Genomic DNA, 22,955 nt, shown 5'->3' with positions numbered 1-22,955 from the left:
CTCACGAAGACCCCGGAGATTGCCGCCATGACCCCCACCCTCCGCCTTGGAATCGCCGGTCTCGGCACGGTCGGCGTCGGCGTCTTGCGCATCGTCGAAAACCAGGCGGCCCTGCTGTCGGCCCGCACAGGCCGCGCGATCAGCGTCTCGGCCGTGTCTGCCCGCAGTCGCGGCAAGGACCGGGGCGTCGACCTGTCGGGCTATGCCTGGGAAGACGATCCGGTCGCGCTCGCCCGCCGGGACGATGTGGATGTCTTCGTCGAACTCATGGGCGGCGCGGACGGCCCGGCCAAGGCCGCGACCGAAGCGGCCCTGGCGGCGGGCAAACACGTGGTGACGGCCAACAAGGCAATGCTGGCGCTGCACGGTCAGGCGCTGGCCGAAGCGGCCGAGGCCGCGGGCGTCGCCCTGCGGTTCGAAGCGGCGGTGGCGGGCGGCATCCCTTGCGTCAAGGCCCTGACCGAGGGGCTGGCCGGAAATGCCATCACCCGCGTCTCGGGCGTCATGAACGGCACCTGCAACTATATCCTGACGCGCATGGAATCCTCGGGCCTGCCCTATGCCGAGGTCTTCAAGGAGGCCGACGCCCTGGGCTACCTCGAGGCGGACCCGACCCTCGACGTGGGCGGCATCGACGCGGGCCACAAGCTGGCGATCCTGGCGGCCATTGCCTTCGGCACCCAGGTCGACTTCGAGGGCGTGCAGCTTCAGGGCATCCAGCAGGTCTCTATCGACGACATCCACCGCGCCCGCGACATGGGTTACCGCATCAAGCTTCTGGGCGAGGCGCGGGCCACCCCCGCGGGCATCGAGCAGAGCATGCGCCCCACCCTCGTTCCCGCCGACAGCCCCCTGGGCCAGCTCGAGGGCGGCACCAACATGGTGGTGATCGAGGGCGATGCCGTGGGCCAGATCGTGCTGCGCGGCGCCGGCGCGGGCGAGGGCCCGACGGCCAGCGCCGTGATGGGCGACGTGGCCGACATCGCGCGCGGCCTGATCCTGCCGCCCTTCGGTCAACCCGCCGCGACGCTGACCAAACCGCAGCGCGCCAATGCCGCCACCGAATGCGCCCACTACCTGCGCCTGACCCTGCGGGACGAGCCGGGCGCATTGGCCCGCGTCGCGACCGTTCTGGGCCAGTCCGGCATCTCCATCGACCGGATGCGCCAATACGACCACCCCGGCGACGACGCTCCCGTCCTGATCGTCACGCACCCCTGTGCGCCCGCCGACCTGGCCGCCGCCCTGCGCGGTGTCACCGCCACCGGCGTCGTCTCGGGCGAGCCGGTCGCCCTGCAAATCCAAACCCCCTGAGGCCCCAGATGTCGCGCAAACCCAAGACCTTCGTCCCCGCCTATCGCCCTGCCGCCACGCGCTATGACACGATGGACTACCGCCGCTGCGGGCGTTCCGGCCTGAAACTGCCCGCCATCTCGCTTGGCCTGTGGCACAACTTCGGCGACGACACCCCGCATCAAACCAAGCGCGACATCTGCACCACCGCCTTCGACCACGGGATCACGCATTTCGACCTGGCCAACAACTACGGCCCCGAACCGGGCAGCGCCGAACGCGCCTTCGGCCAGATTCTGCGCGAGGAATTCGCGGGCTACCGTGACGAGCTGATCATCTCCTCCAAGGCGGGCTACCTGATGTGGCCCGGCCCCTACGGCGAGATGGGCAGCCGCAAGTACCTCGTGGCATCCTGCGACCAGTCGCTGAAACGGATGGGCCTCGATTACGTCGATATCTTTTACAGCCACCGCTTCGACCCCGAGACCCCGCTCGAGGAAACCATGGGCGCGCTCGACTATATCGTGCGGTCGGGTCGCGCGCTCTACGCGGGCATCTCCAGCTACAACTCCGAGCGCACCGCCGAAGCCGCCGCGATCCTGAAAGACCTCGGAACCCCCTGCCTCATCCATCAGCCGAGCTACAACATGCTCAACCGGTGGGTTGAACGCGACGGATTGCTCGACACGCTGGACGCCAACGGCATCGGTTCCATCGCCTTCACACCACTGGCTCAGGGCCTGCTCACCCGCAAATACCTGGGCGGCATCCCGGACGGCAGCCGCGCGACCCAGGGCAAATCCCTGGACGCGGGCGTCATCACACCCGAGATGATCGCCGCGCTCAACGGCCTCAACGACATTGCGACAGCACGGGGCCAGACCCTGGCCCAGATGGCCATCGCCTGGGTTCTGCGCGGCGGCCGCGTGACCACCGCCCTCATCGGCGCGTCCCGCCCCGAACAGGTGATCGATTGCGCGGGCGCCGTCGGCAACCTCGACTTCTCGGACGACGAACTGGCGCAGATCGACACGCTGTCAGGCGAAAAGGGCCTGAACCTCTGGGCGGCATCGTCAGAAGGGGTGTGAGGGGCATCACGCGCGGGACAAACGCCTGAGGAAGAGATGTCGGCTGGGCGGACGGAACGGACCTTGTCGACAACCAAGCAAGAGCCTCGCTTGAATGCTCTCAAGTGTCGTAGTTGCACAAACTCCAAGGACCATAGAACATCAGTGTATACCCGGGCATGGCATCAATAAGCGTTTCCTCGGATGTCCCTTCGCCATCTTCGGCCTCACGAACAACTAAACCGAAGGTATGGCCATAAAACGAGACCGAAAATGGCTTAACTATTATTTCTGTTACGTTCTTTGCATCGATTTTTTTCTTCAGCTTCCCAATGATTTCTTCGAGTGGTTGATCCGGTTCCTCCTTGCGAAGCCCACGGTCAACCACTTCAGAATGAATAAGATCTCCTTCCCTATCAAAAACATAGGCGGCAACGAAGTCACGCGTACCACCTTTTTCACGGGCGAGTTGAACATCAATCCAGTAGCCATTTCCCTTGGCCGTCTTGCCGACGTGCTTAAGGTGATAGTCGTCGGGGACTAGAGGGAAACCGGAGGTTCTTACATCTCCGTCCTCAGGCCTGGGAAACCTCATGCCATGCACTTCATCATGATCATTGCTTTGCCGTTCTTGCTTTCTAAGGAAGCGATCAAAAATTGATCTCATATTGGTTCTTCCTGATGCGGAGGTCGGAAATCGTTAACCTACTCTACAGAGCACAGAGGCCCGTCAAACCCGGCCAATATGGGCTCAAATCCACCCTCCGATCAACACCCTTCGGCAAACTGCATCGGCCAAGATCCGAAGCCGCTCGCTTATTCGCCGGGACACCCTCACCTGCCACTGGCCCCACACTCCGCCGTTAGCGCCACCGCCCTTGCCCCACTGCGCGCGGCCCCGTAAGTCCAAGGCATCGCACCACAAGGACGCCAGCCTATGCCCAAGACCGATTTCAACGACCGCCTTCTGTCCCTGGGCCTGGCCCGCGTGTCCGAGGCGGCGGCGCTGGCCTCTGCCCGCCTGATCGGGCGCGGCGACGAGAAGGCCGCCGATCAGGCCGCCGTCAACGCCATGCGCGATCAGCTCAACCTGCTCGACATTGCGGGCACTGTCGTCATCGGCGAGGGCGAGCGGGACGAGGCCCCCATGCTCTACATCGGCGAAGAGGTGGGCACCGGCAAAGGCCCCGAAGTTGACATCGCCCTCGACCCCCTCGAAGGCACCACGCTCACGGCCAAGGACATGCCCAATGCCCTGACCGTGATCGCCATGGGCCCGCGCGGCTCCATGCTGCACGCCCCCGACGTCTATATGGAGAAACTAGCCATCGGCCCCGGTTACCGCACCGGCGTCGTCACCATGGACATGTCCCCCGCCGAACGGGTCAACGCGCTGGCTGCGGCCAAGGGCTGCTCGACCGAGGACATCACCGTCTGCGTCCTCGAACGCCCCCGCCACGACCAGATGATCGAGCAGCTCCGCTCCACCGGCTGCGCCATCCGCCTCATCACTGATGGCGACGTCGCGGGCGTGATCCACTGCGCCGAGGCGGCCAAGACCGGCATCGACATGTACATGGGCCTTGGCGGCGCACCCGAAGGCGTGCTGGCCGCCGCAGCCCTGAAATGCATGGGCGGGCAGATGTTCGGCCGCCTTACCTTCCGCAACGACGACGAAAAGGGGCGCGCGGCCAAGGCGGGCATCACCAACCTCGACCGCGTCTACACCCGCGACGACATGGTAACCGAAGACGTGATCTTCGCCGCGACCGGCGTCACCGATGGCTCCATCCTGGCGGGGATCCGGCGCGAACCGGGGTTCCTGACGGCGGAAACCATCCTCATGCGCTCCAAGACCGGGTCGGTCCGCCGCATGGTCTATCGCAATCCGGTCTGACAGGGGGGCTAGCCCTGAACCTGCGGTTCGCCGAAGCTTGGGCCGAAGCCGCTGATCCGCAACTCGCAACGAACGGGAGAAGCGCGGATGCAGAGGTCAGCGACGCTTGGTGGCAGTCGCCGTTGCAGAACGGCGGCACGCCGCTCGTCAGCCGGGGCGTCGTTCAGCGCAGCTATTGGGCAAACGTTTGACACGCCATGAAAAATCGCTGCCTGCGACGGGTCTGACCGCCCTCTGGATCGTGCCGGTTCTCGGCACGATCTGCGCGGCTGGCCTCCTGGCCATCGGCGGGCGGCTTGACCTCGGTCAGGCAGGCTTCGGCGATCTGGCGGCGGCCATGATCCTCTGGCTCCTGCTTCCCGCACTGGCCCTCGTGACCGCGACGTGGCCGCCCCTTTCCCGACGCGGCCAGAGCGGGGCCTGGGGTCCGGTCCTGTGGGGCTTCGTCTGGCTGACTTCCGTCTGGGCGATGCGTCAGTGGCTTTTCCTTCCGGCAGGCACATTCCTGGAGCCGCGCCACGGCGTCGCCCTGGGTGAGGCCGCGAAAACCCTCGCCGTGGCGGTGGCAATCTCGGCAGTCGTCCTGCGTCTCTGCCCGCCGACCCTGCTGGAGATCCGGCTGGGCAACTGGATCACCGGACGCCCCGCGGGGGCCATCCTCGCGTCTGCAATCCTTTTGATCTGGCTGACCGCCAGCGTTTGGGCCATCTGGCGCGGCGCCATGCTTGGCGTCCCCGATTACTGAGCCACGCCTGCCGCCCGCGCCGCCGTGTCGCGCCCCAGAACCCCTGCCGCCATCGACGTCGCCGCCCGCATCATCGGGCCGAACACCAGGGCCGGGGCCAGCTTGCGGTCAAATTCGACCTCGACGCTCAGGCGGGTGCCGCCCTCGGTCGGGACGACCTCATAGGTGATCGTCCGGATGGCGATCCACCGTCCCGTCGGCGTGTGGTCCGACACGGTCTCGAACCGGACGCGCGTCGCGGTCCGCTCCACCACGCGCAGGTGCAACGCCCCGCGCCCCTCGCGCCCCGCCATGATGACGACCCGGTTCGAGCCGAGCGCCACGCCCTCATCCACCCGCACTTCGACGGGCTGCGGCAGGAACCGCAGGATCGCCGGAACTGCGATCGCGGGCGACGTCGCGGTCTGCATCGCGTCCCACACGGCCTCGGGCGGGGCGGCGACATCTGTCGAAAAGCTGCCCAACCCGCTGCCATCAAAGCGGTAGCTTCCGGGCACGCCTTCCAGACTTGCGCCGACAAGCAGCAGGGCGACGACGCCCAGACTGCCCAGATCGTTCCGCCGATTGTCGTCAGACGCGCCGCCGAACACCGTCATGATCAGTTTGTAGACAAGCCAGATCGCGCCCACGATGACGGCAAGCACAACGGCCAGGATCAACACACAGGCGACGACCGTCAGCAGACCAGCAACGATGTCGCCCGCATCGACGGCCTGACTTGGCATGGGCGCCCAGATCACCGCCATCAGGATGCATCCGACCAGACCAACGCCGGTCACGGCACAGCGGCGCAGCACGATCTCGCCGGTCCATCCGCCGCGCCAGACGGCCCAAAGCACATGGACCGACAGGATCACCAGGGCGGGTGCCACGAATTGAAGCCCCGAAGGCATCAGGGACGTGCGGGACACGACCCAGGCATAGACCATCGCCAGCCCCCCGGCGAGGATATGGGGCAGGGTCCGTTCGATCCGGGCCAATCGCGGAACAACACGCATCGCAACCTCTTTCCTGTTCGCGGCCATGCTGCGCCGAAGATTGCCGGAATGACAAGTAGACAGACCATAGATCGGCGCACGGCTCCGAAATTTGTTCATGTTTCATAAACGGTTACCCACGGGTAACCCCCGGAACACCGGGTTACCCTTGCGCTTGCCCCCCGCCCGCGCGACACCGGGCGCATGTCCTATCTCGGCGTCACAACCTCCGCCACGGGTCGCCGTTGGGTCGGCCTCGACCCGGCCGCCGAACGGCTGGCCGAGGCGATTGCGCAGACGGGTCAGCCCCCTGCCCTCGCCCGGCACCTGGCGCGGCGCGGCGTCCTGCCCGAAGCAGCCGCCGCCTTCCTGGCTCCGAAGCTGCGCGACCTGCTGCCTGACCCCCTGTCGCTGCGCGACATGGGCATTGCCGCAAGCCGCCTTGTCGCCGCCGTCACCCGGGGCGAACGCATCGCGATCTTCGCCGACTACGACGTCGACGGCGGCTCCTCTGCGGCCCTTCTGGTCTGGTGGCTGAGGGGTCTGGGACAGCGGGCGACGATCTATGTTCCCGACCGCATCGACGAGGGCTATGGCCCGAACGCCCCCGCGATTGCCGAACTTGCCGCTGGTCATGACCTCATCATCTGCGTCGATTGCGGCACCCTGTCCCACGAGGCTCTGGCGGCGGGCAAAGGCACTGACATCCTCGTCCTCGACCACCACCTGGGCGGCGAGACCCTGCCCCCCGCCCTGGCCGTGGTAAACCCGAACCGCATCGACGAGGATGGCGCCCTCGCCCATCTCTGTGCCGCCGCCGTTGTGTTCCTGACGCTGGTGCAGGCCAACCGTCTGCGCCGCGATGCCGGTCAATCGCAACCCGACCTGATGGCCATGCTCGACCTTGTCGCCCTGGCCACCGTTGCCGATGTCGCCCCACTGATCGGGGTGAACCGCGCCCTTGTGCAGCAGGGCCTCAAGGTGCTGCGCGACCGCAACCGCCCGGGTCTGCGCGCCCTGTCGGATGTCGCGCGGATGGACGGCCCGCCGGGCAGCTATCACCTGGGCTATCTGCTCGGGCCGCGCATCAATGCCGGCGGTCGGATCGGTGCCGCCGACCTTGGCGCGCGGCTTCTGTCGACGGACGACGAGCACGAGGCGGCGGCGCTTGCCGAACGTCTCGACACGCTGAACGGCGAACGCCGCGCGATCGAGGCAGAGGTGACCGAAGCTGCCCGCGATCAGGCCGAAACGCTGCTGTCCCAGGGCGACGCGCCGCTGGTCTGGGCGGCGGGCGAAGGCTGGCACCCCGGTGTCGTGGGCATCGTCGCCTCCCGCCTGAAAGAGGCGTTCAACCGACCCGCCGTGGTGATCGGCCTGCGCGACGACGGCTTGGGCCAGGGATCGGCCCGGTCGGTCGCAGGCGTCGACCTAGGTGCGGCGATCCAGCGACTCGCCGCCGAGGGGTTGCTGGTCAAGGGCGGCGGTCACCGGGTGGCCGCCGGCCTGACCGTCGAAGCCGACAAGATTGAACCAGCCATGGCGCGGTTGGGCGAACTTCTGGCCCGGCAAGGGGCTGGAGCGGCGGGTCCGCGCGACCTGAGCATCGACGGCACGCTGATGCCGCGCGCGGCCAGCCGGGATCTCGTCGCCGCCCTTGAGAACGCCGGCCCCTTCGGTCAGGGCGCATCGGCGCCGCGCTTTGCCTTTCCCGACCTTCGCGCCGTTCACTCACGGCCTGTTGGCGAAGGGCACCTGAAACTCACCCTGTCCGATGGCGGACCCGTCCGCCTTGACGCCATCGCCTTTCGCGCGACCGAAAGCGGAATCGCCCAGGCCGTCGACCGCGCCGCCGGTGGCCCGCTGCATGTGGCCGGACGCTTGGAGATCAACCGCTGGCAAGGCCGCGAAACCGTTCAGCTGAAGCTGGAAGATTTGGCCGTGGTGAGCGAATTGAACCCGGTTTGAACAGGTCCGACAGCCTGAAACTTTCCTGCAAAAGGGGCGTAAAAATCGCTTGCAGGGCCAGACCCCCTCGCCTAGATACCCGTCACGCCAGCGTGGCCCGTTCGTCTATCGGTTAGGACGCCAGGTTTTCAACCTGGAAAGAGGGGTTCGATTCCCCTACGGGCTGCCACCTTTCCTTTAGTATCAGTATTTTGACGTCGAAAATGCGGCGCTCGATCAGGCGTTGGCGCCATTTCCTGATGCGGCGAAAGCCTTCGATCTGGGTGTGGCGACGGCGTGCCGGGCCCGGCCGGCGCGCTTTGAGCTGTAGAGCGCCTTGTCGGCATCCGCGATCAGCTGATCGGGGTCGAGGGTGTCATAAAAGCTCGACATGGTGATGCCGATGCTACCCGAGACGCGGCATTCATGCCCCTGCCAATCGATCGGCTGCTCCAGCCGGTCGATGATGCGGGCGGCGATGCCCTTGAGGAAATCGAGATCCGAGCAATCGTCGAAGACGAGGATGAATTCATCGCCCCCGACGCGCGCGACCATGTCCCCCCGGCGCACCTCCTGGCGGAGGATGACGGCGACCTGTTCCAGCACGCGGTCACCGGCGGCATGGCCGAGCGTATCGTTGACGGCCTTGAAGTAGTCGAGGTCGAGATGCATCAGCCCGAAATTGGGCTTCCGCTGCCGCGTCAGGCGTTCCAGATGCAGGTCCATGGCGCGCCGATTGCGCAGGCCCGTCAGCTTGTCAGTCGCCGCTTCCTCCTCGGCTGCAAGGCGGGCCTGCTCCAGCCGGTCGCTCAGGTGGCCGAACTGTTCCAGCACGATGCGATGCGCTTCGAGCAGGAAGAGAAGATCAACTGTCGGATCGACGTCGGAAAAGTCGTTCGCGGACAGATTGTGACGGCGCAATTGAGGCGTGGGGTCGGCCCCGAGCGACATGGCCAGCACGCAGCGCCCGTCGGCCAGAGGCACGGCCACACAGCGCAGGGGCGTGGGGCGCCGATCTTCGGAACCGGCAGGCGCGCGGACCGCAACCTTCAAGCGCCGCCCCATCCACGGCATGATCGCCTCGAACGTCGGGTGTATCCGGGGTTGCCGGAAATCGAGGATCTCGGACAGATGCGCGCCCGGACGGTTGGAGGCCATCTTGGCCAGCGTGGGGCCCATGTGTTCGACGATGCCGTTCTGATCGAAGATCAGCGCCATCGGCACGACACCGTCGAGCACGGCCAGATCAAGGGAAATCGCTGTCATGCCTGCCCCGTCAGTGTGAATTCGCGCGGCGACTGATGCGATTGGTCATAGACGTGAATCGTCAACGTCTCGATCCAGTGGTTTTCGAGCCGCTTGTGCGCCGTCTCGTCGATGACGACGAGGGTGCCGTAGTCGTCGGCCATGGCGCGCAGCATGCCGCGCAGCACCGAACAGCCGCCGGGCACTGTCCAGGTGGTCTGAACGCTGAACACACCGCTTCCGTCGTCCGAGACGATCAGGTCGGGCAGGTCGATCCCGGGCAAAGCCATGTTCGCGCGGTCATGCATCTCATCCAGGGAATAGATCAGGTCGATGAACGTGCCGCCGGTGAAGCGCAGCAGGCGGCGGAAGGCTTCGGTTTGCGGTTCGGTACAGAGCCAGTGGCCCATGTCTTCGAGAATGTGAAACGGATCGTCCTTGATGGCACCGGCCGTCGCCGCCGCGAGAGCCATGATGATCCGGGTATCATAGGTCCGCAGCATCTCGAAGCGGTCGAAGTCGAGACCGGCATCGCGCACGATGCCGGACCAGACCGCCGGGCCATGGCGGTCGATGATGAAACTTTCCAGCGATTTGCAGATCAAGCCGTGCATCTGGCACCTCAGCCTCGGGACTTGTCCTTAAAGACCCCGAAATCTGAAAATCCGGTTAAGTCGCGCGCGATTCCCTGTCGGCCATCGCAAGCCAGTCGGGCAATCCGGTCACGTCGTCGATGACGGCCGCCGCGTGGGGTGCCAGCGCCGCGCGGCCGAGCGTCCCGGTCAGCACGGCGACGGCGGTCAGGCCCGCGCCACGCGCGGCCGCCATATCGGTCAGCCCGTCCCCGACCAGCGCGACGGACGCGGGCGGCAGGCCCAGGGCGCGGGCAAAGTCGGCGGCCCCGCGCGGATCGGGCTTGGCGCCGAAGCCGCTGTCGTGGCCGATGATGCGCGTGATGTGGTCGACAATGCCCATATCGGTCAGATGGTTGCGGGCCTCTGCCTCGCTTGCGTTGGTGAGAACGCCCAAGGGCAGACCGGCGGCAACCAGACGGGCCACGACCTGCGGCACGCCGGGCACCATGACCTGTCGCACGCTGCTGGACCGGGGTCCGATCCAGGCCGAAAGATCGCGGGCGGACCATCCGATGGCGCGGGCGGCGGCGGCCACGGTGACATGACCGGGGGCCGTCACGATCAGCGCATCGTCGCGCAGGCGCCCGGCGCCAAGGTCGAACCCGAAGGCGTCCGCAACGCCCTGTTCGGGGTGGCCCGACGCCCGCGACAGGTCGCGGATCATCGCTGGCATCCAACCGTCCCAGGTGGCCCGGAAGTCGGTCAGCGTGCCGTCCTTGTCAAAGAGAATCGCGCGGATCATGGGCGGACACTGCCCGCCGTCATCCTGCCCGTCCAGCGACGCCGATCAGTCGAGGCGGACCGCGCCGAGGATGGGGCCGGGCTTGCCATCGACCAAAGCCTGCGCCAGCACCGCCTGGCGCATCCCGTCGGGGGCATCGGGCACGACGAAGGCGCCCTCGGCCCCGTCCCAGTCGGCCAGCACGTCCCATCCCTGCACCACGTTGTGATAGCTCATGTCGCGCCCGGCATTTTCGCCGTGCAGGATCATGACCGTCGCCTTGGGCATGTAGGTCACGAGGATGAGTTGGCCGCCGCCGTCGACCGGGGCCACCATCACCTCGCGCCCTTGGGGGGTGGAGCCGACGCGCAGCACATCGCCGGTCGCGTCGCGGTGGGCGTCGATCGTCTCGGCCAGTTCCATGCCAGAGGGGCCGGCCATCTGGTCGCGGCCACCAACGATGAATTGCGGGGTATAGACCACGCTGGAGCCTGCGGCGGCGGCATAGGCATTCTGGCGCGCGGTGAAGGCGGGGTTCGCGAAGGTGTCCTTCCAGCCGATCCAGTCCCAATAATCCACGTGCAGCGACAGGGCGATGACATCCTCGCGGTCAGCCAGTTCGCCCAACATGGCATCGGCCGGCGGGCAGGACGAACAGCCCTGCGAGGTGAACAGCTCAAGCACCACCGGGTCGGCCTTGGCGGGCACGGCCAGGGCCGTTGCGGACAGCAGGGCAAGGATCAGGGTCGGACGCATGAGAATCTCGGCACTTGGAGCGGGTCCGTTGCAGATAGACGCTTGGCGCGCTCCGATCCAATCACCCCTTGGTGAGGGCGGCGTTGGCGCGTCCTTTGCGCCACTATCGGCGGGGAGGTCAGATCCAACGGCGGGTGCGGGCGAGGTAGTCCTCGGCCTCGGGTCCGAAGGCGGCGCGCAGTTTTGCTTCCTCGGGGGCGGCGAAGCGGCGGTCGAGGGCGAGGAACAGCAGCGGGAGCGGCAGGAGGGCGGCGATCCCGCCCTGGCGCAGGGCAAAGCCGAGTGCCACGACCATCAGGGCGAGGTAGATCGGGTTGCGCGAGACCCGATAGGGGCCTTCGACGATCAGCGCCCTGGGATCGTGGTGCGGCTCGATCGGGGTCTTCTTGCGCCAGAACCACACCCCCGCCCAGACCATCGCCGCAAGCGCCCCGGCGATCATCGCGCCGCCAGCCCAATGGCCGACCGCACCAAACGACGGCGACGGCAGCGCCGCCCCCAGGCCCCAGGAGGCGACCATCGTCCCGGCCAGCCAGACCGGGGGCACGTCGGGGAAGTTCTTGCGCATCCGGGGCTCCGGTCGGGTTGCAGGGTCCATCGGACACCGTGTTGATCCCCCAGACGTGGGACGGGCGTCAAGTCATGGGGCAGACGCGGGCGCGGTCTCTTGCGGTGGTGTTCTTAGGTCAGGTCTCGAGAACGTGGACACGCTCAAGTTTTTTCAGTCGGAGCGCGTCGAAGCGGGCGAGGAATTCTTCCGAGACGAAGAAACCGGGAAAAATTGTTGCTTCCCGCCATAGGTGAAAGCCCGCGACCTCGTCACGGCGGAGACTGAAGTGATCATCCTGATCATAGGGGATCCGGATAGGAATAATCCGTGGTTCCGGCATATATTTGTTTGGCGGGCGATAGACCTGTTCCTTTTGCCATTCGCTCAGATTCATCGAGTCCGCCCGGTTGGTGATGTTGAGGATGTAATAAGGCTCCTCGGCGGGCGGACCCTTTTTCCCGTTGCGCAGCGCATAGGGAAAGAACTGGTGCCGCCCCGGCTCGAACGCCTCGACAAGCTGCCGGAATGTTTCGGAGACATAAAAAAAGCTTCCTCGCGCCATGATGGCCGGGATCAGCTTGCGGCGCTTCTCGGTCGCCCCGGAGCGGTACAATCTGACCTTGTTGGGGCCTGCTTCCTTCTCCGGATCGATGGGTCGACCTATATCCAGGCCGAAACTAAGAGCTGATGCCACCTTTTTATCGTCATCAATCACTCTGACGTAGTACGGTGGATTCACAGTCCCCCTCACGACCCAAGCCATCCCTTAGCCCCCCATTCGCGCCAGACGCTCGATCACCATCCGCAGGATCGGCCCGTGCGTCCGGAAGTCAATGTCGGCATCACGGCGGGAGCGGCAAGGGTGACGAGATGGCGACCTGTCACAGTGTTGCTGCAATGGGTCGGCAGTGAAAAGGGGTGACACAGGGAATCATCATCCAGTCCTCAAGCCTGCGCGTGGCCAGCCTGCCGATCATCTGGTTCGGCTTCGAACTTGTGTTCCCGGCGCTCTATATCCTGACCATCCATCATGCGCCCCATATCTCGGCGCCATTCAAGGCGGTCTTCGCGGCGGCGGCTGTGTTCAGCGGTCTGCTTGCCCTTCGGTCGCTCATGTCCATCTGGCGTATCTGGAAGGCAGACGGTGACTGGACGGCCCGGGTGGGCGACGGGCGACTGACGTGGAACGCGCCGGTTCCCTGCCCCGGCCTGCCCCTCGACCTGCCGCTGGCGGAGATCGCGGAGGCGGTGCGGCTGGAGGTGTCGACCACCGACCGGGAGGGGGCGACGGACGTCGAGACGCGGTACGAGCTACGCCTGACGGATGGGCGGGTCATGGCGTTTGACCGGGAGACTTCGGGCCTCGACCCGCACCGGGTGTTCAGCGCGCTGGCCCGGCACGGTATTTCTTATGCCCTTTGGACGCAGGACCTGACCCGCGACAGCCGTGACAGGTCACCGGTGATGGACACGGCTTATTGACGTCGCGCCGGTTTCGTCGCGATCGGGTCCGGGGCGCAGCGCCGAAACGCAAACGGGGCCCCGAAGGGCCCCGCAGCTTGTGGGTCTGATCGCGGATCACTCAGCAGCAACAGGTGCCGCCGCCAAGTTGCGCAGCACGTAGTGCAGGACGCCGCCGTTCTTGATGTAGTCGATTTCGACTTCGGTATCGATCCGACACTTGAGCGTGATCGTCTTTTCCGTCCCGTCGGCCATGGTGATGGTCGCGGGCACCTCCTGCAGCGGCTTGACGTCGCCGAGGCCCAGAATGCTCACCTGTTCCTCGCCGGTCAGGCCAAGGGACTTGCGGGTGTCGCCGCCGGTGAACTCGAAGGGGATGACGCCCATGCCGACCAGGTTGGAGCGGTGGATCCGCTCGAAGTTTTCGGCGATGACGGCCTTGACGCCCAGAAGCGCGGTGCCTTTGGCCGCCCAGTCGCGGCTGGACCCGGCCCCATATTGCTCGCCGCCGAAAACCACAAGCGGGACGCCCTTTGCCTGCCAGGCCATGGCGGCGTCATAGATCGAGGTCTGTTCGCCATCGGGGCCCTTGGTATAGCCGCCTTCAACGCCCGACAGCATCTCGTTCTTGATCCGGATGTTGGCGAAAGTGCCGCGCATCATGATCTCGTGATTGCCGCGCCGGGACCCATAGGAGTTGAACTCCCGCACCGGAACCTGACGTTCGATCAGATACTTGCCCGCAGGGCTGGTTTCCTTGAAGGAGCCGGCCGGGCTGATGTGGTCGGTGGTGATCATGTCGCCCAGAACGGCCAGAACGCGGGCGTTCTCGATGTCGTGGATGATGCCCGCTTCGGGGGACATGTTCTGGAAGTAGGGCGGGTTCTGCACGTAAGTGGAGGTCGCGGGCCAGTCGTATGTCTCCTGCTCGGCGACTTCCACGTCCTGCCATTTGTCGTCGCCCTTGAAGACGTCGGCGTATTTCTCCTGGAAGGCTTCGCGCGTCACCGTCTTCTCGACGAGGTCGGCGACTTCCTTGGAGGTCGGCCAGATGTCCTTGAGGAAGACGTCGTTACCGTCCTTGTCCTGCCCCAGCGGCGCGGTGGTGATGTCGACGTTCATGTCGCCGACCAGCGCATAGGCCACCACCAGCGGCGGCGAGGCGAGGTAGTTGGCGCGCACGTCCGGCGAAATCCGCCCCTCGAAGTTGCGGTTGCCCGACAGGACCGAGGTGGCGATCAGGTCATTGTCGTGGATCGTCTTCGAGATTTCCTCGCCCAGCGGGCCGGAGTTGCCGATGCAGGTCGTGCAGCCATAGCCCACGAGGTTGAACCCGATGGCGTCGAGGTCTTCCTGAAGGCCAGCGGCCTCCAGGTAGTGCGACACGACCTGGCTTCCGGGGGCGAGCGATGTCTTGACCCAGGGCTTGCGATTCAGGCCCAGGGCCCGCGCCTTGCGCGCGACCAGACCGGCCCCGATCATGACGTAGGGGTTCGACGTATTGGTACAGGACGTGATCGAGGCAATCACGATGGAGCCATCCTGAAGCTGCGCACGGTCGGCCTCACCGCCCGAGACGAAGCCGCGGGCATGGTGGCCCTGATCGCCCGGAATCTCCACCGGCTCGGGCTGACCGCCCTCGCCTTCCCAGCGCACTTCGGCCTTCTTGGAGACGTCCTTGCCGCTGCGAATGCCCTTCACATAGTCGCCGAACGCCTTGGCGGCCTTGTCGAGCGCGATGTAATCCTGCGGGCGCTTCGGCCCCGAGATGGCGGGCACGATCGTGCCCATGTCGAGCGACAGCGTGTCGGTATAGACCGGCGCGTAATCCGCATCGCGCCAGAAGCCGTTTTCCTTGGCATAGGCCTCGACCAGCTGGACCCGGTCTTCCTCGCGGCCCGTGTTGCGCAGGTAGCGCAGCGTCTCGTCGTCGATTGGGAAGAAGCCGCAGGTCGCACCGTATTCGGGCGCCATGTTGGCGATGGTCGCGCGGTCGGCCAGCGGCAGGTGATCGAGGCCCGAGCCGTAGAATTCCACGAACTTCGACACCACGCCCTTTTCGCGCAGCATCTCGACGACCTTGAGCACAAGGTCAGTGCCGGTGGTGCCTTCCATCATGCGGCCCGTCAGCTCGAAGCCCACGACTTCGGGGATGAGCATGGAGATCGGCTGGCCCAGCATCGCGGCCTCTGCCTCGATGCCGCCCACGCCCCAGCCCAGAACGGCCATGCCGTTGACCATGGTCGTGTGGCTGTCGGTGCCGACCAGCGTGTCGGGATAGGCCACAGTCTCGCCGTTCTGATCCTTGTCGGTCCAGACCGTCTGGGCGAGGTATTCGAGGTTGACCTGATGGCAGATGCCGGTGCCGGGGGGCACAACGCGGAAGTTGTCGAAGGCGGTCTGGCCCCATTTCAGGAACTGATAGCGCTCCATGTTGCGCTCGTATTCGCGGTCCACGTTCATCTGGAAGGCGCGCGGGTTGCCGAATTCGTCGATCATGACCGAGTGGTCGATGACCAGATCGACCGGGTTCAGCGGGTTGATCTTTTGCGCGTCACCGCCCAGCGCCTTGATCCCGTCGCGCATGGCGGCCAGGTCGACGACGGCGGGGACGCCGGTGAAGTCCTGCATCAGGACGCGGGCCGGGCGATAGGCGATCTCGCGCGGGTTCTGGCCGCCCTTGGTGGCCCATTCGGCGAAGGCCTTGATGTCGTCCACCGACACGGTGCGGCCGTTGTCCTCGAACCGCAGCATGTTCTCGAGCACGACCTTGAGCGCGGCGGGCAGTTTCGAGAAATCGCCAAGGCCGGCCTCGGTGGCGGCGGCGATGGAGTAATAGCTGACGCTTTGGGCGCCGACACTCAGGGTGCGGCGGGTCTTGGCGGTATCGGTTCCGACGACGACGGTCATGGAAGGCCTCCGGGCATGTGGCAGGGAATTGCCCGCGTCATGCCCGAAGCGCGCCCCGGGATCAAGGGTATACCGTGGTATGCCGCGCGGTTTTCGGCGCCATATCCCTTGAATTTGACGCAAGGGATTGGGCAACCTGGCCGGGGCGTGGCCCGTTGTCGCGGACGGGTTGGGGCGGCAAAAAGCACGAAGGGACAGGATATGCTGACCGAGTTCGGCCCCGACATCTGGCTTGGCGACGGGGGCGAGGTCGCCGTTCTGGGGTTTCGCTATCCCACGCGGATGGCGGTGATGCGGCTGTCGGGTGGCGATCTTGTCGTGTGGTCGCCGGTGACTTTGACCGATGCGTTGCGGGTCCGGGTGGCGGAGCTGGGGACGGTGGCGCACATCATCGCACCCAATCATCTGCATCACCTGGCGTTGACGGAATGGACTCGGGCCTTCCCCAATGCGCGCGTCCACCCTGCCCCGCGCCTGCGTGGCAAGCGCCGGGACATCGCCTTTGCCGCCGATCTGGGCGATGTGGCCCCGGACGCCTGGGCCGGGCAAATCGATCAGGCCGTCTTCGGGGGCAACCGCATCACGACCGAGGTCGTCCTGTTCCACCGGGCCAGCCGGACGGTGCTTTTCACCGACCTGATCCAGCATTTCCCGCCTGGAACACATCCGGGATGGCGCGGTGTCGTGGCGCGGCTCGACCGGATGGAAGGCGCGGTCCCTGCCGTGCCGCGAAAATTCCGCCTGGCCCAGACCGACCGCGACGCCGCACGCGCCGCGTTGCGGCGGATCGAGGGCTGGAAAGCGGAAAGGCTGGTGATGGCCCATGGCGCGCCCGTCACCCGCGACGTGGCGGGAATGCTGGAGCGGACCTTCGACTGGCTGTAAGGCGCGGGAAATCGGCTCTCCCCTTCGGCCCCCGACCCCGCTAGACCGGCGGCCATGGAATTGACCGTCACCGATCTGGCCTGCCGTCGCGGCGAGGCGACCGTGCTTCGGGGGGTGAGTTTTGCCCTGGCCCCGGGGCGGGCGCTGGTGCTGCGCGGGCCGAACGGGTCGGGCAAGACGACGCTGCTGCGCACGCTGGCCGGGCTGACCCCGCCGGTGTCGGGCAGCCTGTCCGCCCCGCCCGAGGCGCTGGCCTATGCCGCCCATGCCGACGGGTTGAAGGCGCAGCTGACCGTGGCAGAAAACCTGACCTTCTGGGCGTCGGTCTTTGCCACCGACGACATCGCCCCCGCCGTCGCGGCCTTTGACCTGTCCGACCTGCTGGCGCGGCGGGCGGCGGACCTGTCGGCGGGCCAGAAGCGTCGCGCGGGGCTGGCGCGGCTGATGCTGACCGGGCGGCCCATCTGGTTGCTGGACGAGCCGACGGTCTCGCTCGACCGCGACAACGTCGCCCGCTTCGCCGCCGCAATCGAGGCGCACCTGGCGCAGGGCGGCAGCGCGGTTCTGGCCACCCACATCGACCTGGGCCTCGCCACGGCCTCCGACCTCGACATCACCGCCTTCGCCGCGCGTGCCCGTACGGAACCTTCGGGCGACCCCTTTGCCGAGGCCGTGGAATGATCGCGTTGATCGCCCGCGACCTGCGGCTGGCGTTCCGGGCCGGGGGCGGCTTTGGCCTGGGGCTGGTGTTCTTCCTGATCCTGGCCACGCTGGTGCCGCTGGCCGTCGGCCCGCGCCCGACCCTGCTGGCGCCGACGGCGGCGGGGGTTCTGTGGCTTGGGGCGCTGCTTGCGTGTCTGTTGTCGCTGGACCGGCTCTTTGCGCTGGATCAGGAGGACGGATCGCTCGACCTGATCGCGACCGCGCCCTTGCCGCTGGAGGGGGTCGCGGCGGCCAAGGCGCTGGTCCATTGGCTGACCACGGGCCTGCCCCTGACGCTGATCGCGCCGGGGTTGAGCCTGCTTCTGTTCCTGCCGACCGCCGCGATGCCCTGGCTGGTGATCTCGCTGGCATTGGGAACGCCTGCCCTGTCGTGGATCGGCACCTTCGGCGCGGCGCTGACGGTCGGCCTGAAACGCGGATCGCTGCTGCTGTCGCTGCTTGTCCTGCCGCTTTATATCCCGACGCTGGTCTTCGGGGCCGAGGTGGTGCGGCGTGGCGGCGAAGGGTTGTCGGTGGCGACGCCACTGGCGCTGCTGGCCGGGATCACGCTCGGCTGTATCGCCATCCTGCCCTTCGCGACCGCCGCCGCCTTGCGGGTGAACCTGCGCTGAGGCGGCTTGCCGCGTCGGCAATTTTGGAACATAGTGCGAACATCTCGCCGCAGGAGGCCCGCCATGACACCGCTTTTCCCGACCCTCAACACCGGGCTGGTCGTCCTGGTCCGGATCACCGCGAAAGAGGGTGAGGGCGATGCCATCGCCGCCATCCTGCAGGACCTGGCCGCGCCGTCGAATGCCGAACCGGGCATGAAGGCCTTCATGCCCTATCGGTCGCCCGATGATCCGCTGTCCTTCATCGTCTATGAAATCTACGAAGATGCCGCTGCCTGGGCCGCGCACAATGCGTCGGACCATTTCCTCGGCGCGGTCGACGACCTTGTGGCGCGCGCAGCCTTTCGCGAAAGGCTGCCCTACCTGCCCTTCGTGGCCTGACGCAGGCCCGCCCACGCCGATGTGAGGGCCCTGCGACGCGGCGTCTCTTGCCGATGGGGCGCAGCGGACATAGGAAGCGCCCATGTCGCTTTGGGAATATGCCAACCCCCGCCGCTTCATGGCGCTGTCCGGCGCGGCGCTGCCGTGGGTCTGGGTCGCGGCCGCCGTGCTGTGCACCACCGGACTGGTCTGGGGGTTCTTCTTCACGCCCGAGGATTTCCGCATGGGGACCTCGGTCAAGATCATCTATATCCACGTGCCCTCGGCCTTCATCGCCATCAATGCCTGGTTCATGATGCTGGTCACCTCGCTGATCTGGCTGATACGGCGGCATCACGTCAGTGCGCTGGCCGCCCGCGCCGCAGCCCCCATCGGGCTGGTGATGACCGTGGTGGCCCTTCTGACCGGGGCGATCTGGGGCAAGCCGATGTGGGGCACCTATTGGGCGCCCGACCCGCGCCTGATGTCGTTCCTGATCCTGGGGTTGTTCTATCTGGGCTATATCGCGCTTTGGGAGTCGATCGAGAACCCGGACAGCGCCGCTGACCTCACCTCGATCCTCTGCCTCGTCGGGTCGGTCTTTGCGGTGCTGTCGCGCTATGCGGCGCAGTTCTGGGCGCAGGGGTTGCATCAGGGCGCGTCCCTGTCGCTGGATGCCGAAGAAAACATATCGGACGTGTTCTGGATCCCGCTGGTGATCGCGCTGGCGGGGTTCGTGGCGCTGTTCCTCGCGCTGGTTCTGGTGCGGACGCGCACGGAAATCCGACGCCGCCGCCTGCATGCGCTGGCGGTCAAGGCGCGCACGGCCTGAGGGGGACGCATGGTCGATCTGGGGAAATATGCCGCCGACATCCTGCTGAGCTACGGGCTCACGATCCTGCTGATCGCGGGGCTGATCGGGCAATCGGTCTGGGCCGCGCGGCGCGCCCGCAAAGCGCTTGAGGAGCGGGGCGAATGAGGTGGCTGGCCCTGCTGCCGGTCGGGATCTTCGCCCTTCTGGCCGGAGTGTTCCTGAGCGGGCTGTTTCGCGACAACCCGGACGAGATCCGCTCGGCCCTGGTCGGGCGTCCCGCGCCGGAGCTGGCGGTCGGCGAATTGACCGGCAAGCCGGTGCTGACGCGCGAAATGCTGGACGACGGTGAGGTCAAGCTGGTCAACTTCTGGGCCAGCTGGTGCGTCCCCTGCCGGGTGGAGCATCCGCAGATCGAGACGCTGGCCGAGACGGTCCCGGTCTACGGCGTGAACCACCGCGACAAGCCCGAGGATGCGTTGGCCTTTCTGGCCGAGCTTGGCGATCCCTATGCCGCCATCGGTGCGGACCCGGGGCGCGTGGCCGTCGACTGGGGCGTGACCGGGTTCCCCGAGACGTTCATCCTTGACGGGTCGGGCAACGTGACGATGCGCTATGCGGGACCGATCACCGTTTCGGTGATGGAAGACACCATCCTTCCCGCGATTGCGGCGGCCCGGGGCGACTGAAGCCTCGGTTCAGGCGGGACGAAGACGATTCGTTGAACAGTCTTCCAAACGTCTTCCCCGAAGACTTTTGCCCCCTCACGAATTGAAGCGCCAGCCGCGGGCCTGGGCCTGAACCCAGTTCCAGCTCGACTCGCACATTTCCGACAGGTCGTGTTCGGCCTCGAACCCCAGTTCCTCGCGCGCACGGGTCGGGTCGGCATAGAGGCGCGGCACGTCGCCCGCCCGCCGCTCGGCCATGCGGCAGGCCAAGGGGCGCCCGACCGCCGCCTCGTAGGCCGCGTGCATTTCCAGGACCGAGACCGGATTGCCCGTCCCGATGTTGAGGTTGTGCCCCCGGTCGCCCAAAAGGGCATCCATCGACAGGACATGGGCCCGCGCCAGGTCGGCCACATGGATATAGTCGCGCCAGCAGGTGCCGTCGGGCGTGTCGTAGTCGTCGCCAAAGACCGACAGCTCGGGCAATTCGCCAAGGGCCACCTTGGCCAGGTAGGGCATCAGGTTGTCGGGGATGCCGCGCGGATCCTCTCCGATCAGGCCACTGGGATGTGCGCCCACCGGGTTGAAATAGCGCAGGATGCCCACGACGAAGGGGTCGGCCACGGCGGCCTGATCCAGGATCTGCTCGCAGGTGAGCTTAGTGAAGGCATAGGGCGAGGTATGCGACAGGGGCGCCGTTTCGGGGATGGGGAAGACCGCCGGGGCGCCGTAGACCGTCGCGGTCGAGGAGAAGACGATCCGCCAGACGCCCGCCGCCTTCATCGCCTGCGTCAGGGTCAGCAGGCCGCCGATATTCGTCTCGAAATAGTCGAGCGGCGCGCGCACGGATTCGCCCACGGCCTTGCGCGCCGCGAAGTGGATGACCCCGTCGAAGGCCTTGGCGGCAAAGACGCCCGCCAGGGCCGCGCGGTCCAGCACCGAGCCCTGCACCAGGTCGACTTCGCTCCCCGTGAGCCGGGCCAGCCGGTCGATCACGCCGGGATCGGAATTGGCGAAATTGTCGAAGATCGTGACCTCGTGCCCCGCCTCGCGGAGCGCGACATAGGTGTGGGAGCCGATGTATCCCGCACCTCCGGTCAGAAGAATTTGTGCCATTCCGCCTCCGTACCCGTCATGCCACTCCTAGCCAGCCAATCCGCTGCGCGAAAGGCCCCGTTGGTAGCTCGGGTCAGGAAATTCCATCGTCCGCGTCGCGCAGGGCATCGGCGATGAAACCTTCGGGGTCTGCGGTAAAGGATTGATAGAGCTTGAAATGCGAGGTGTCGCGATAGGCGATTGGCACGATGCCGTGGCGCGTCACCTCGAGCAGGCGGGCCTCGGGGACCGCCATCAGAATGGGCGAATGGGTCGCCATGATGACCTGCGCCCGCGCGCTCGTCTGTATGCGGTGCAGCAGGTGGACCAGCTCCAGCTGCCGCTTGGGTGACAGCGCGCTCTCGGGTTCGTCCATGAAGTAGATGCCCTGTCTGCCCATCCGTTCCTCGAAAAAGCGCACGAAGCCTTCGCCATGGCTCCAGGACAGGAAGTCCGGCGGGGTGCCACCGTAAGTCAGGGCGACGTCGTCGAGATAGCGGGCGACGGAAAAGAACGTCTCGGCCTTGAAGAACCAGCCGGCCGTCACCTTGGGCAACCATCCCGCGCGCAGGGCAACGGCCAGCCCGCCCCCGCTCTTGTCAAGGGCGCCCTCGTGATCGACCGCGTTGTAGCCCTTGCCACCCCCCGCCTCGTCATATCCGCTGAGCGCGGCAATGGCCTCGATCAGGGTCGATTTGCCGGTGCCGTTCTCGCCCACGATGATGGTGACGGGGGTCGTGAATTCCAGCTCGAACGATCCGTCGCGCAACCAGGGCAGGTTGAACGGATAGACTTGCGGATCCGGCACCCGGTCGGGCAGCAGCGCGAGCCGTTGCAGATAGGGCGCAGGCAGCGTCGTTCCGGTCTTGCGTCGGGCCATGGCGGCTCTCCTTCAGTCGCCGGGCGTGCCGGGCGGCGCCCATTCGCCCCGCTCCCGGGCGCCCGTCTCGGGACGAAATCCCAGGATCGGCTCCAACGCGCGCGCCAGATCGGGCACGCAGACCCGCGCCACTTCGTCCAGCGTCCCGTCGCCAAAGGCATTGAGAACGCAGCGCTCCGCCTGCTCGGCCAAGAAGAATGCGGTGGCATCGCCGGTGGTGAGCGCCATGTATTTCGCCCCCTCCGCCAATTCGACCGAAAACAGAAGCGACCGCCGCGCAGCACCCGTCGACAGATCATCGCGGGACGCGGCTTCCAGTGATCGAAACAGAGCGTAAAGCGCATTCTCGGCGGCCGGATATTGGCCGATCAGCGCGATTGCCTCGCTTGCGGGCATGGCTTCGGCCGTCTCGAAATCGCTGGCCCCTCGGGTCCAGGCGTCGCTGATCTCGCCCCGGGCCTGCGCGGCGCGGTAGTTCGCATAGGCCCGCATCCCCTGCCCTGCAATCATCCGGTCGTCCGCAAACAGGACCGGATCCGCGATGCGCAACTCCTGGGCCAGCCCGCCCGCGCCCCCCACCAAGCGCCCCGCCCCAAAGCCCACGCCAAGCAGCAAAGCGGCAGCAGCGCCAAGAGCAATCCAACGCATCATGGCGTAAACACCTGGTTGTCCCAGATGCAGCGCAGGCCCGTGCGCCGGGCCTCGGCCTGCCGACTGATGG

At 66.5% G+C, this 22,955-nt stretch carries 25 protein-coding genes and 1 tRNA gene; 14 read left to right on the top strand and 12 right to left on the bottom strand.

The window, feature by feature from the left end; genetic code table 11:
- Positions 1-27 precede the first annotated feature (27 nt).
- A complete protein-coding gene (locus BM002_RS14925) occupies positions 28-1,314 on the top strand; it encodes a homoserine dehydrogenase (protein ID WP_092782903.1) in 1,287 nt (428 codons plus the stop codon).
- Positions 1,315-1,322: 8 nt separating this feature from the next.
- Entirely contained in the window at positions 1,323-2,381 is a 1,059-nt protein-coding gene (mgrA, locus tag BM002_RS14920; RefSeq protein WP_092782900.1) for an L-glyceraldehyde 3-phosphate reductase, read from the top strand.
- 100 nt (positions 2,382-2,481) lie between these two features.
- Here the strand turns inward: mgrA and BM002_RS19185 are convergent, their stop codons facing one another.
- On the bottom strand, positions 2,482-3,027 hold the full coding sequence (locus BM002_RS19185) for a hypothetical protein (RefSeq protein WP_139212392.1): 546 nt from the start codon (positions 3,025-3,027) through the stop codon (positions 2,482-2,484).
- Between the two features lie 270 nt (positions 3,028-3,297).
- On the opposite strand from BM002_RS19185, the gene glpX reads away from it, so the two are divergent.
- Positions 3,298-4,257, top strand: a complete 960-nt coding sequence (gene glpX, locus BM002_RS14910; protein ID WP_092782894.1) for a class II fructose-bisphosphatase — start codon at positions 3,298-3,300, stop codon at positions 4,255-4,257.
- Between the two features lie 187 nt (positions 4,258-4,444).
- Positions 4,445-5,002, top strand: coding sequence for a hypothetical protein (locus BM002_RS14905; RefSeq protein WP_092782891.1), 558 nt, complete (start codon positions 4,445-4,447; stop codon positions 5,000-5,002).
- Here the strand turns inward: BM002_RS14905 and BM002_RS14900 are convergent.
- Positions 4,996-6,000 (bottom strand): SRPBCC family protein, encoded by a 1,005-nt coding sequence (locus BM002_RS14900; RefSeq protein ID WP_175484924.1) that lies wholly within the window; start codon positions 5,998-6,000, stop codon positions 4,996-4,998. The two genes, BM002_RS14905 and BM002_RS14900, sit on opposite strands and share 7 nt — an antisense overlap.
- 183 nt (positions 6,001-6,183) lie before the next feature.
- On the opposite strand from BM002_RS14900, the gene recJ reads away from it, so the two are divergent.
- Both recJ and BM002_RS14890 read left to right on the top strand, forming a co-directional pair.
- On the top strand, positions 6,184-7,947 hold the full coding sequence (recJ, locus tag BM002_RS14895) for a single-stranded-DNA-specific exonuclease RecJ (protein ID WP_092782885.1): 1,764 nt from the start codon (positions 6,184-6,186) through the stop codon (positions 7,945-7,947).
- 94 nt (positions 7,948-8,041) lie between these two features.
- Positions 8,042-8,116, top strand: a tRNA-Glu gene (locus BM002_RS14890).
- Between the two features lie 47 nt (positions 8,117-8,163).
- Here BM002_RS14890 and BM002_RS14885 read toward each other — a convergent pair.
- The 6 genes from BM002_RS14885 to BM002_RS14860 all read right to left on the bottom strand — a co-directional run bounded on the left by BM002_RS14885 (position 8,164) and on the right by BM002_RS14860 (position 12,596).
- The gene (locus BM002_RS14885; RefSeq protein ID WP_092782882.1) at positions 8,164-9,192 is read right to left on the bottom strand and encodes a diguanylate cyclase domain-containing protein; all 1,029 of its coding nucleotides are present in this window, start codon (positions 9,190-9,192) and stop codon (positions 8,164-8,166) included.
- Positions 9,189-9,785, bottom strand: coding sequence for a heme NO-binding domain-containing protein (locus tag BM002_RS14880; protein ID WP_092782879.1), 597 nt, complete (start codon positions 9,783-9,785; stop codon positions 9,189-9,191). Before BM002_RS14880 ends, BM002_RS14885 begins: the two co-directional genes overlap by 4 nt.
- A 55-nt stretch (positions 9,786-9,840) precedes the next feature.
- The gene (locus BM002_RS14875) at positions 9,841-10,548 is read right to left on the bottom strand and encodes an HAD family hydrolase (protein ID WP_092782876.1); all 708 of its coding nucleotides are present in this window, start codon (positions 10,546-10,548) and stop codon (positions 9,841-9,843) included.
- A 45-nt stretch (positions 10,549-10,593) separates the two neighbouring features.
- Complete coding sequence (locus BM002_RS14870) at positions 10,594-11,283, bottom strand: DUF1223 domain-containing protein (RefSeq protein ID WP_092782873.1); 690 nt, start codon at positions 11,281-11,283, stop codon at positions 10,594-10,596.
- A gap of 118 nt (positions 11,284-11,401) precedes the next feature.
- Positions 11,402-11,851, bottom strand: coding sequence for a methyltransferase family protein (locus BM002_RS14865; protein WP_092782870.1), 450 nt, complete (start codon positions 11,849-11,851; stop codon positions 11,402-11,404).
- Between the two features lie 118 nt (positions 11,852-11,969).
- Positions 11,970-12,596, bottom strand: coding sequence for an imm11 family protein (locus tag BM002_RS14860; protein ID WP_217641173.1), 627 nt, complete (start codon positions 12,594-12,596; stop codon positions 11,970-11,972).
- A 155-nt stretch (positions 12,597-12,751) separates the two neighbouring features.
- On the opposite strand from BM002_RS14860, the gene BM002_RS14855 reads away from it, so the two are divergent.
- Positions 12,752-13,315, top strand: coding sequence for a hypothetical protein (locus tag BM002_RS14855; RefSeq protein WP_245749278.1), 564 nt, complete (start codon positions 12,752-12,754; stop codon positions 13,313-13,315).
- 96 nt (positions 13,316-13,411) lie between these two features.
- Here BM002_RS14855 and acnA read toward each other — a convergent pair whose 3' ends face one another.
- Positions 13,412-16,204, bottom strand: a complete 2,793-nt coding sequence (gene acnA / locus BM002_RS14850) for an aconitate hydratase AcnA (RefSeq protein ID WP_092782865.1) — start codon at positions 16,202-16,204, stop codon at positions 13,412-13,414.
- Positions 16,205-16,405: 201 nt separating this feature from the next.
- Here acnA and BM002_RS14845 point away from each other — a divergent pair, with 201 nt between their 5' ends.
- From BM002_RS14845 to BM002_RS14815, 7 genes are all read left to right on the top strand, one after another.
- Positions 16,406-17,089: a DUF4336 domain-containing protein gene (locus tag BM002_RS14845; RefSeq protein ID WP_092782863.1), complete on the top strand. Its 684-nt coding sequence runs from the start codon at positions 16,406-16,408 to the stop codon at positions 17,087-17,089.
- A 54-nt stretch (positions 17,090-17,143) separates the two neighbouring features.
- Positions 17,144-17,770 carry a heme ABC exporter ATP-binding protein CcmA gene (ccmA, locus tag BM002_RS14840; RefSeq protein WP_092782861.1) on the top strand — a complete coding sequence of 209 codons (627 nt, stop codon included), beginning with the start codon at positions 17,144-17,146 and terminating at the stop codon, positions 17,768-17,770.
- Positions 17,767-18,423, top strand: coding sequence for a heme exporter protein CcmB (gene ccmB, locus BM002_RS14835; protein ID WP_092782859.1), 657 nt, complete (start codon positions 17,767-17,769; stop codon positions 18,421-18,423). Before ccmA ends, ccmB begins: the two co-directional genes overlap by 4 nt.
- A gap of 63 nt (positions 18,424-18,486) precedes the next feature.
- On the top strand, positions 18,487-18,804 hold the full coding sequence (locus tag BM002_RS14830) for a putative quinol monooxygenase (protein ID WP_092782857.1): 318 nt from the start codon (positions 18,487-18,489) through the stop codon (positions 18,802-18,804).
- A gap of 82 nt (positions 18,805-18,886) precedes the next feature.
- Complete coding sequence (ccmC, locus tag BM002_RS14825; protein ID WP_092782855.1) at positions 18,887-19,615, top strand: heme ABC transporter permease CcmC; 729 nt, start codon at positions 18,887-18,889, stop codon at positions 19,613-19,615.
- 9 nt (positions 19,616-19,624) lie between these two features.
- On the top strand, positions 19,625-19,762 hold the full coding sequence (ccmD, locus tag BM002_RS14820) for a heme exporter protein CcmD (protein WP_092782853.1): 138 nt from the start codon (positions 19,625-19,627) through the stop codon (positions 19,760-19,762).
- Entirely contained in the window at positions 19,759-20,283 is a 525-nt protein-coding gene (locus BM002_RS14815) for a DsbE family thiol:disulfide interchange protein (RefSeq protein WP_092782851.1), read from the top strand. The genes ccmD and BM002_RS14815 overlap by 4 nt, the downstream gene beginning before the upstream one ends.
- 75 nt (positions 20,284-20,358) lie before the next feature.
- On the opposite strand, the gene galE is transcribed toward BM002_RS14815, so the two are convergent.
- The 3 genes from galE to BM002_RS14800 all read right to left on the bottom strand — a co-directional run bounded on the left by galE (position 20,359) and on the right by BM002_RS14800 (position 22,885).
- Positions 20,359-21,375 (bottom strand): UDP-glucose 4-epimerase GalE, encoded by a 1,017-nt coding sequence (galE, locus tag BM002_RS14810; RefSeq protein ID WP_092782849.1) that lies wholly within the window; start codon positions 21,373-21,375, stop codon positions 20,359-20,361.
- A 73-nt stretch (positions 21,376-21,448) separates the two neighbouring features.
- Positions 21,449-22,234 carry an AAA family ATPase gene (locus BM002_RS14805; RefSeq protein ID WP_092782847.1) on the bottom strand — a complete coding sequence of 262 codons (786 nt, stop codon included), beginning with the start codon at positions 22,232-22,234 and terminating at the stop codon, positions 21,449-21,451.
- A 12-nt stretch (positions 22,235-22,246) separates the two neighbouring features.
- Positions 22,247-22,885, bottom strand: a complete 639-nt coding sequence (locus BM002_RS14800; protein WP_139212390.1) for a hypothetical protein — start codon at positions 22,883-22,885, stop codon at positions 22,247-22,249.
- Positions 22,886-22,955: the final 70 nt, after the last annotated feature.

The organism is Jannaschia pohangensis (genome assembly GCF_900113875.1).
GTDB classification, from domain to species: domain Bacteria; phylum Pseudomonadota; class Alphaproteobacteria; order Rhodobacterales; family Rhodobacteraceae; genus Jannaschia; species Jannaschia pohangensis.
This window is presented reverse-complemented; position numbering and strand designations above follow the sequence as displayed.